Origin of the sequence: Aestuariivirga sp. (assembly GCF_041738905.1) — a bacterium.
Taxonomy (GTDB): domain Bacteria; phylum Pseudomonadota; class Alphaproteobacteria; order Rhizobiales; family Aestuariivirgaceae; genus Aestuariivirga.
Map to the genome: position 1 here is coordinate 54,458 of NZ_JBGSOZ010000036.1, position 7,400 is coordinate 61,857.

Genomic DNA, 7,400 nt, shown 5'->3' on the forward strand with positions numbered 1-7,400 from the left:
CTGCGTCAGGCCTTTGCCATGGCTGGTTGAGCTGGGATCAGCACGCTGCCGAGTGCATGTTCGATCTGCTTGTGCCGTGTGGCGTTCTCGATCTTGGCACCCGTAAGGTCTGTGACGTAGAAGACGTCGATGGCCTTTTCCCCGAACGTCGTCACATGTGCCGATGCGATGTTGAGGTTCAGCTTATAGAGGGCCTCTGTCAGGTCATAGAGCAGCCCGATGCGGTCGAGGCCATTGATCTCGATCACCGTGAAGCGGTTGGAAGAGTGGTTGTCGATGATGACGCGCGGCTCCACCGTGAAGGCCTTTATCCGCTGCTGCGGTTTGTAGGCGCGCGCCACCGCTTCCTTCAGCCAGAGCTCTCCACGCAGCGCCTTGCGCACAAGATCTGCGATGCGCTCGCCCCGCCGGCGTTCATCCTCTTCGGATTGGAACTCGCGCTGAATGAGAATCGTGTCGAGCGCCATGCCGTCGGCGGTGGTAAAGATCTGTGCGCCGGCAATATTTGCACCAGCTGCCGCACAGGCCCCGGTAATGAGAGCAAGCAGCCGCGGATGATCGGGCGTGTAGATCGTGAGTTCGGTGATCGCGGTAAAGGCGTCCGTCTCGGTACTCGTCACCACACTCTTCGGTGTTGCACGTGAGGTCAGCTCGGCATGCTTCAACTGCTTTTCGGTGCTCGTGCCAAGCCAGTAAGCTTCATAGTGACGAGTGGCATAGGTCTTCTTCTCGGCTTCGCTCCAAGTGGGTAGCCTCGCGAAGAAGGCGGCCTGCGCGTCGGCAACGCGTTCCTTGCGGGAAACGGCAGTATGCCCGCCGGTCAGAACGGGCTCTGCCTCGGCATACAGTGTACGCAGCAACTGTCCCTTCCACCCGTTCCAGACGCCGGGGCCAACAGCGCGAATATCCGCAACGGTCAGAATGATGAGTAGTTTCAGACGCTCATGACTTTGCACAATGGTACAGAAATCAAGAATGGTCTTGAAGTCATTGAGATCGCGCATCTGCGCGGTCTCACTCATCAACAGGTGATGACGTATCAGCCAGGCAACTGTTTCTGCTTCCGACGCCGTGAGCCCGAGCCGTGGGCACAGTTCCATCGCGATCCGCTCGCCCGCAATTGAATGATCTTCCTTTCGGCCCTTCGCAATGTCGTGCAGGAACACCGCAACATAGAGAAGCCTGCGGCTGGTGATGGTCGGGAAAATGGCTGTTACCAGTGGATGATCATCGGTAAACTTGCCGCGCTCGATGGCCGCGAGATGCCCCACCGCGCGGATCAGATGCTCGTCGACAGTGTAGTGATGGTACATGTTGAACTGCATCATCGCCACGATACGTCCGAAGGGCGGGATGAAGCGGCCCAGAACACCTGCCTCGTTCATCATCCGCAGCACGATGTCCGGTTCCTCGCTCGACGTCAGAAGTTCGATGAAGATCGCATTGGCCTCCGGGTCGTCCAGCATGGGACCGCGGATGAGGCTGAGTGATTTTCGAAGCAGCTTCAGGGCATCGGGGTGAATTTCGGCACCATGCCGCCCCGCGGCGGCAAAGAGCCGGATCATGTTCACAGGGTCATTGTCGAATACGTCGGCCGACTTCGGCACCACTCGCCCGCTTTCAAGTCTGAAGGCAGGCGCGTCGGCGAGCGCGCCAGAGCCTTTGGAGATCAATCGCCCCAGGACGCGGCTCAGGCTTGGGGCTTCCTTCACCTGCTTGGCTTCCAGGCTGGCACAAAGAATACGCGTGAGATCGCCGACGTCCTTGGCCACCAGAAAGTAGTGCTTCATGAAACGCTCGACGTGTTTCAACCCGCCATGCGACTTGTAGCCGAGACGTTCCGCGATGTCGGACTGTCGGTCGAAACTCAGACGGTCATTACCGCGCTTCGAGAGAAAATGCAGATGGCAGCGGACTGCCCAGAGGAAGCGCTCGCACTTCTTGAAGATCGCAAGCTCCTCTCGCGAGAAGGCTCCCTTCTCCGCAAGCTCGTCGGTAGAATTCGTGGCATGCAGATACTTTGCGATCCAGAACAGGGTATTCAGGTCACGAAGGCCACCCTTTCCATCCTTCACGTCCGGTTCCACAAGATATCGGCTCTCGCCCACCTTGAGGTGACGCATGTCGCGTTCACCGAGCTTGTCGGTGATGAACTCCTTGGCTCCCTTCGATACGATCTCGTGACGAAAATCCGTGACGAGCCGATCGAATAGTCCACGGTCTCCACAAATGTAGCGGGCCTCCAGGATGGAGGTCAGAATCGTGTTGTCGGAGCGCGCCAACCTGATGCACTCGTCAATGCTGCGAGTCGCGTGCCCAACTTTTTGCCGCGTGTCCCAGAGGCAATAGAGAATGAATTCCACGATGGACTGCACCCTCGCCGACTGCCTGGATGGCAACACGAACAGCAAGTCGATATCCGAGCCCGGAGCCAGTGTTCCACGGCCATAGCCGCCCACGGCAACGATTGAAATTCTTTCCTCAGTGCCTGACGGCGGATAAAGGCTCAGACAGGCCAGTTCGAACAGACCACGGATCAGTTCGTCCTCTGCTTCGCTCAACGTCTCGGCACATCGCGTCCCTTCCCCATCAACGACCAGCCGGCGTTCGGCTTCCGCGTGAGCGGATTCCAGTTCCGCCTTCAGTACCTTCACGATAGCCGGTCTGAGATCGGGCGATCCATTTTGCGCTGACGCGACCATTGCAAGTTGCCGCCGAAACGCTGTGGCATCGATGAGGTGCGGCAGGGACGGGGGGTTTTTCATGAATGAGGTGCCAGCAGCGCTTTGAGATCGTAGAGGAGCGAGAGCGCCTCGCGCGGCGATAACTCATCGGGCACAAGGTCTGCAAGCCTCTTCTCGACTTCGCTCTCGCGGCTGACAGCCGGAGCCGCAAGTACTGCAAAAAGGGGCAGGTCTTCCATCAGTCCCGTCGCACTCGGCTTGGACCCCTCGCGTTCGAGCCGGTCCAGCACTTTCTGTGCGCGCGCAATGACCGCTGGTGGCAGACCCGCAAGACGGGCGACGTGGATTCCGTAGGATCGGTCGGCCACACCGGCGACCACCTCATGAAGGAAGATGATCTGGTCCTGCCATTCCCGCACCTTCATCGTCGCATTTGCGAGGTGCGGCAGCTTGGACGCCAAGGCGGTCAGCTCATGATAATGTGTGGCGAAAAGCGCCCGGCATTTGTTGACGCCATGCAAATGCTCCAGCGTCGCCCAGGCGATTGAAAGGCCATCATAGGTCGCCGTGCCACGGCCGATCTCGTCCAGAATCACGAAGGAGCGTTCGGTCGCCTGGTTGAGGATCGCAGCAGTCTCCACCATCTCGACCATGAAGGTCGAGCGCCCGCGCGCCAGATCGTCTGCTGCACCCACACGGCTGAAGAGGCGGTCGACTGCGCCGAAATGGGCCTCATCCGCCGGAACGAAGGAGCCCATCTGCGCCAGAATCACGATCAGCGCGTTCTGCCGAAGATATGTGGACTTGCCCGCCATATTGGGACCGGTGAGAAGACAGAGCCGCTTTCCGTCGCCGGAGATATTGCAATCATTCGACACGAACGATCCGCTGGCATTGTCCTGGAGGGCAGCCTCCACGACGGGATGGCGCCCGCCCCGGATCATGAAAGCCGTCGATCCGTCGACGCGGGGCCTGACATATCGCCGCCGTTCTGCCACTTCTGCCAGCGCCGCAGCTGCATCGAGTTGCGCAGCAGCATCTGCCAGGACAGAGAGAAGAACCCGCTGCGAATTCACCTTCGTTGCAAGCCTGTCAAAGATCTCGAGTTCGATGGTATTGGCCCGGTCCGCAGCAGCAGCTATGCGCTGATCGAGCGAGGCAAGCTCCGTTGTCACGTAGCGTATCGCGTTGGCGACTGTCTGGCGATGAGTAAAGATTGCCGCCTGCGCGGGCGACTGCAGTGCTGCGGCAGAAGAGGCTGGCACCTCGATGAAATATCCGAGCACGTTGTTGTGCCGCACTTTAAGCGACTTGATTCCAGTCGCTTCCGCATATTGCGCCTGAAGCCCTGCGATGACATGGCGGGTCTCGTCCCGAAGCGAACGGTTCTCGTCGAGTTCCAGTGCAAAACCGGGCCGGATGAATCCGCCATCGCGGGCTGAGATCGGCAAGTCTTCGCCGAGAGCGGAATCCAGTTCCGCAGCAAGCGTCATGTCGCTTGCAGCAAGGTGGTCGTGGATAATGGCTAAGCCCTCTGGCAAGCCATCTATGCCGGTCTCTGCGCCCAGCATCATTTCCAGAGTCGTTGCCGCCTTCAGCGCATCTCGAATGGCTCCAAGATCGCGCGGACCGCCCCGTCCGATCACGATACGGCCAAGGGCACGCTCAAGATCGGGCATTGCCGCAAGCTCCCGCCTCAACCGGTCACGCCAGTCCGGCCTGTCGGCGAAATGGGATACCTCGTCGAGCCGCTTCGCAATGGCATAGGGATCGCATAGCGGCGTTGACAACCGGGCGGCGAGACAGCGTGACCCCGCAGCGGTAACCGCATGGTCGATGATCGACAGCAAGCTTCCGCGCTTCTCGCCCGCCAGCGTGCGCGCAAGTTCAAGATTGGCGCGTGTCGCGGGGTCGATCAGCAGAGCCGCGCCCGAGAGCTCGCGGCGCGGCTGGCGCATGTGAGGGACCCGTCCGGCCTGGGTCACCACGATGTATTCGAGAAGTCCGCCCAACGCCGCGACCTCGCAGCGCGAGAAGCTGCCAAAACCGTCCAGCGCAGCCACCTCGAAATGCTGCTTCAGACGCCGCTCGGCGGCAGCCACCTCGAAGCGTGAAGCGGGAAGGGGCGTTACTGGTGTTCCGGCCCGGTCGAAGAGTGCCGAGAACTCCGGATCAGAGATCAGACTGTCTGCCACGATGATCTCGCGCGGTTCCAGTCTTGCGAGGTCGGCCCCCAGCCTGCCCGCGCCCGATATCATCACGGCCAGTTCGCCTGAACTGATATCGGACCAGGCCAGTGCAAGCTCACCCGTTCCCTTGTGGCGCGCAATACTCGCGAGGAAATTGTTGCTGCGGGAATCGAGAAGATTGTCTTCTGTCAGCGTGCCGGGCGTCACGAGGCGGATGACATCGCGCCTGACCACCGCTTTCGAGCCGCGCTTTCGAGCTTCCAAAGGGTCTTCGAGCTGCTCACAGACGGCAACTCTATGACCAAGCCGGATAAGGCGCTGCAGATAGGCGTCCGCCGCATGGACCGGAACGCCGCACATCGGAATGTCCTGGCCCAGGTGCTTGCCGCGCTTCGTGAGCGTAATGCCGAGGTCGCGGGCTGCGATTTCAGCGTCCTCGAAAAACAATTCGTAGAAATCGCCCATGCGGTAGAACAGGAGACTTCCGGGATTGGCGGCCTTGATCTCGAGGAACTGCGCGATCACGGGCGTCGCGCGGCTGTATGCCTCGTCCTCCGGTTTCGCGCCGACCTGCCCCATCTCGTTCATGGCCCCCTCAATAGCAGGAATCGACCAAAGGGGTACAAGGGGCCTTTTCAGAAAGCTTGAGTGTCACCCGTCCGCTCTCTAGTCTGCCCCAAACGACATAATTCGTGTCTCAAGGGGAACTTCCTATGGACCAGAAGCCGCGCCGCCCGACCTTCACCGACGAGGAGGCCCTCCAGTTCCATCAGCGCGGCAAGCCGGGCAAGCTCGAAATCACGCCGACCAAGCCCATGGCGACGCAGCGCGACCTGTCGCTCGCCTATAGCCCCGGCGTAGCTGTGCCCGTGCGGCGGATCGCGGAAAACCCGGAAACGGCCTATGACTATACCGCCAAGGGTAACCTGGTGGCCGTCATTTCCAACGGCACCGCTATCCTCGGGATGGGGGATCTTGGCGCTCTGGCTTCAAAGCCGGTGATGGAGGGCAAGGCTGTGCTCTTCAAGCGCTTTGCCGACGTCGATTCGATCGACCTCGAGGTCGATACCAAGGACGTCGAGCAATTCATCAACGCGGTCCGCTATCTGGGGCCCACCTTCGGCGGTATCAATCTGGAAGACATCAAGGCGCCGGATTGCTTCATCATCGAGCAGCGGCTGCGTGAGATGATGGACATTCCCGTCTTCCACGACGACCAGCATGGCACCGCCATCATCGCGGCCGCCGGCCTCATCAACGCGCTGGAGATCACCGGCCGCGACATGAAGTCGGCGAAACTCGTCTGCAACGGCGCGGGTGCGGCCGGCATCGCCTGCATCGAACTCATCAAGGCAATGGGCTTCAACCCGGCCAATGTCATCTTGTGCGACACCAAGGGGCCGGTCTGGCAGGGCCGCAAGGAAGGCATGAACCAGTGGAAATCGGCACATGCCGCCGTGACGGACGCCCGCACGCTGCACGAGGCGCTGACCGGCGCGGATGTTTTCCTCGGCCTGTCGGTGAAGGGCGCGCTGACGCCCGAAATGGTCGCCGCGATGGCGCCGAACCCGATCATCTTCGCGATGGCCAATCCCGATCCGGAAATCACGCCGAGCGAGGTCGAGGCTATCCGCCCCGATGCGATCATGGCGACGGGGCGTTCGGATTTCCCGAACCAGGTCAACAACGTGCTGGGCTTTCCCTATATTTTCCGCGGCGCGCTGGACGTGCGCGCGACAACCATCAACGAAGCGATGAAGATCGCCGCGGCAGACGCGCTGGCGCGCCTCGCCCGGGAGGATGTGCCGGACGAGGTGGCGAACGCCTATCAGGGCATACGCCCGAAATTCGGCCCGAACTATATCATTCCCGTGCCGTTCGATCCGCGCCTTCTGTCGGAAATCCCGGTCGCGGTCGCAAGGGCCGCCGCCGAGAGCGGTGTCGCGCGCCGGCCGATCGTCAACCTGGAAGCCTATGCCCAGCAATTGTCGGCCCGGCGCGATCCGATCGCCTCCACGCTCCAGCGCATCTACGAGCGGGTGCGCCGCAACCAGAAGCGCATTGTCTTCGCCGAGGGCGAGGAGGAGCAGGTGATGCGCGCGGCAATCGCCTATGTGAACCAGGGCCTGGGCACTGCGATCCTCGTCGGCCGCGACGAACAGATGGCCGAGACGGCAATCAAGGCCGGCATCGATCTCGACCGCCCGAACATCGAACTGATCAATGCGCGCCTTTCCGACCGCAATGCCGACTTCGCCGATTTTCTCTATTCGCGGCTGCAGCGCGACGGCTATCTCTTCCGCGACTGCCAGCGCATGGTGAATACCGACCGCAACATCTTCTCGGCATGCATGGTCGCGCTGGGCGATGCTGACGGCATGGTTTCCGGCGTGACCCGCAATTATTCCACCGTGCTTGCCGATGTCCGCAAGGTCATCGACCCGATGCCGCAGCACCAGGTGATCGCCGCCACCATCGCGATCTGCCGCGGCCGCAATGTCATCGTTGCCGACACCGCGATCGCCGA

At 61.1% G+C, this 7,400-nt stretch carries 3 protein-coding genes; 1 reads left to right on the forward strand and 2 read right to left on the reverse strand.

Features of this window, described 5'->3' with window-relative positions:
• Positions 1-5: 5 nt before the first annotated feature.
• Positions 6-2,765: a [protein-PII] uridylyltransferase gene (locus ACEW8Q_RS02930; protein WP_373502553.1), complete on the reverse strand. Its 2,760-nt coding sequence runs from the start codon at positions 2,763-2,765 to the stop codon at positions 6-8.
• Positions 2,762-5,461, reverse strand: coding sequence for a DNA mismatch repair protein MutS (mutS, locus tag ACEW8Q_RS02935; RefSeq protein ID WP_373502554.1), 2,700 nt, complete (start codon positions 5,459-5,461; stop codon positions 2,762-2,764). The genes ACEW8Q_RS02930 and mutS overlap by 4 nt, the downstream gene beginning before the upstream one ends.
• Positions 5,462-5,586: 125 nt before the next feature.
• Between mutS and ACEW8Q_RS02940 the strand changes: the two genes are divergently transcribed.
• Positions 5,587-7,400: NADP-dependent malic enzyme (locus ACEW8Q_RS02940; protein ID WP_373502555.1), on the forward strand; the 1,814-nt coding region annotated here is incomplete at its 3' end.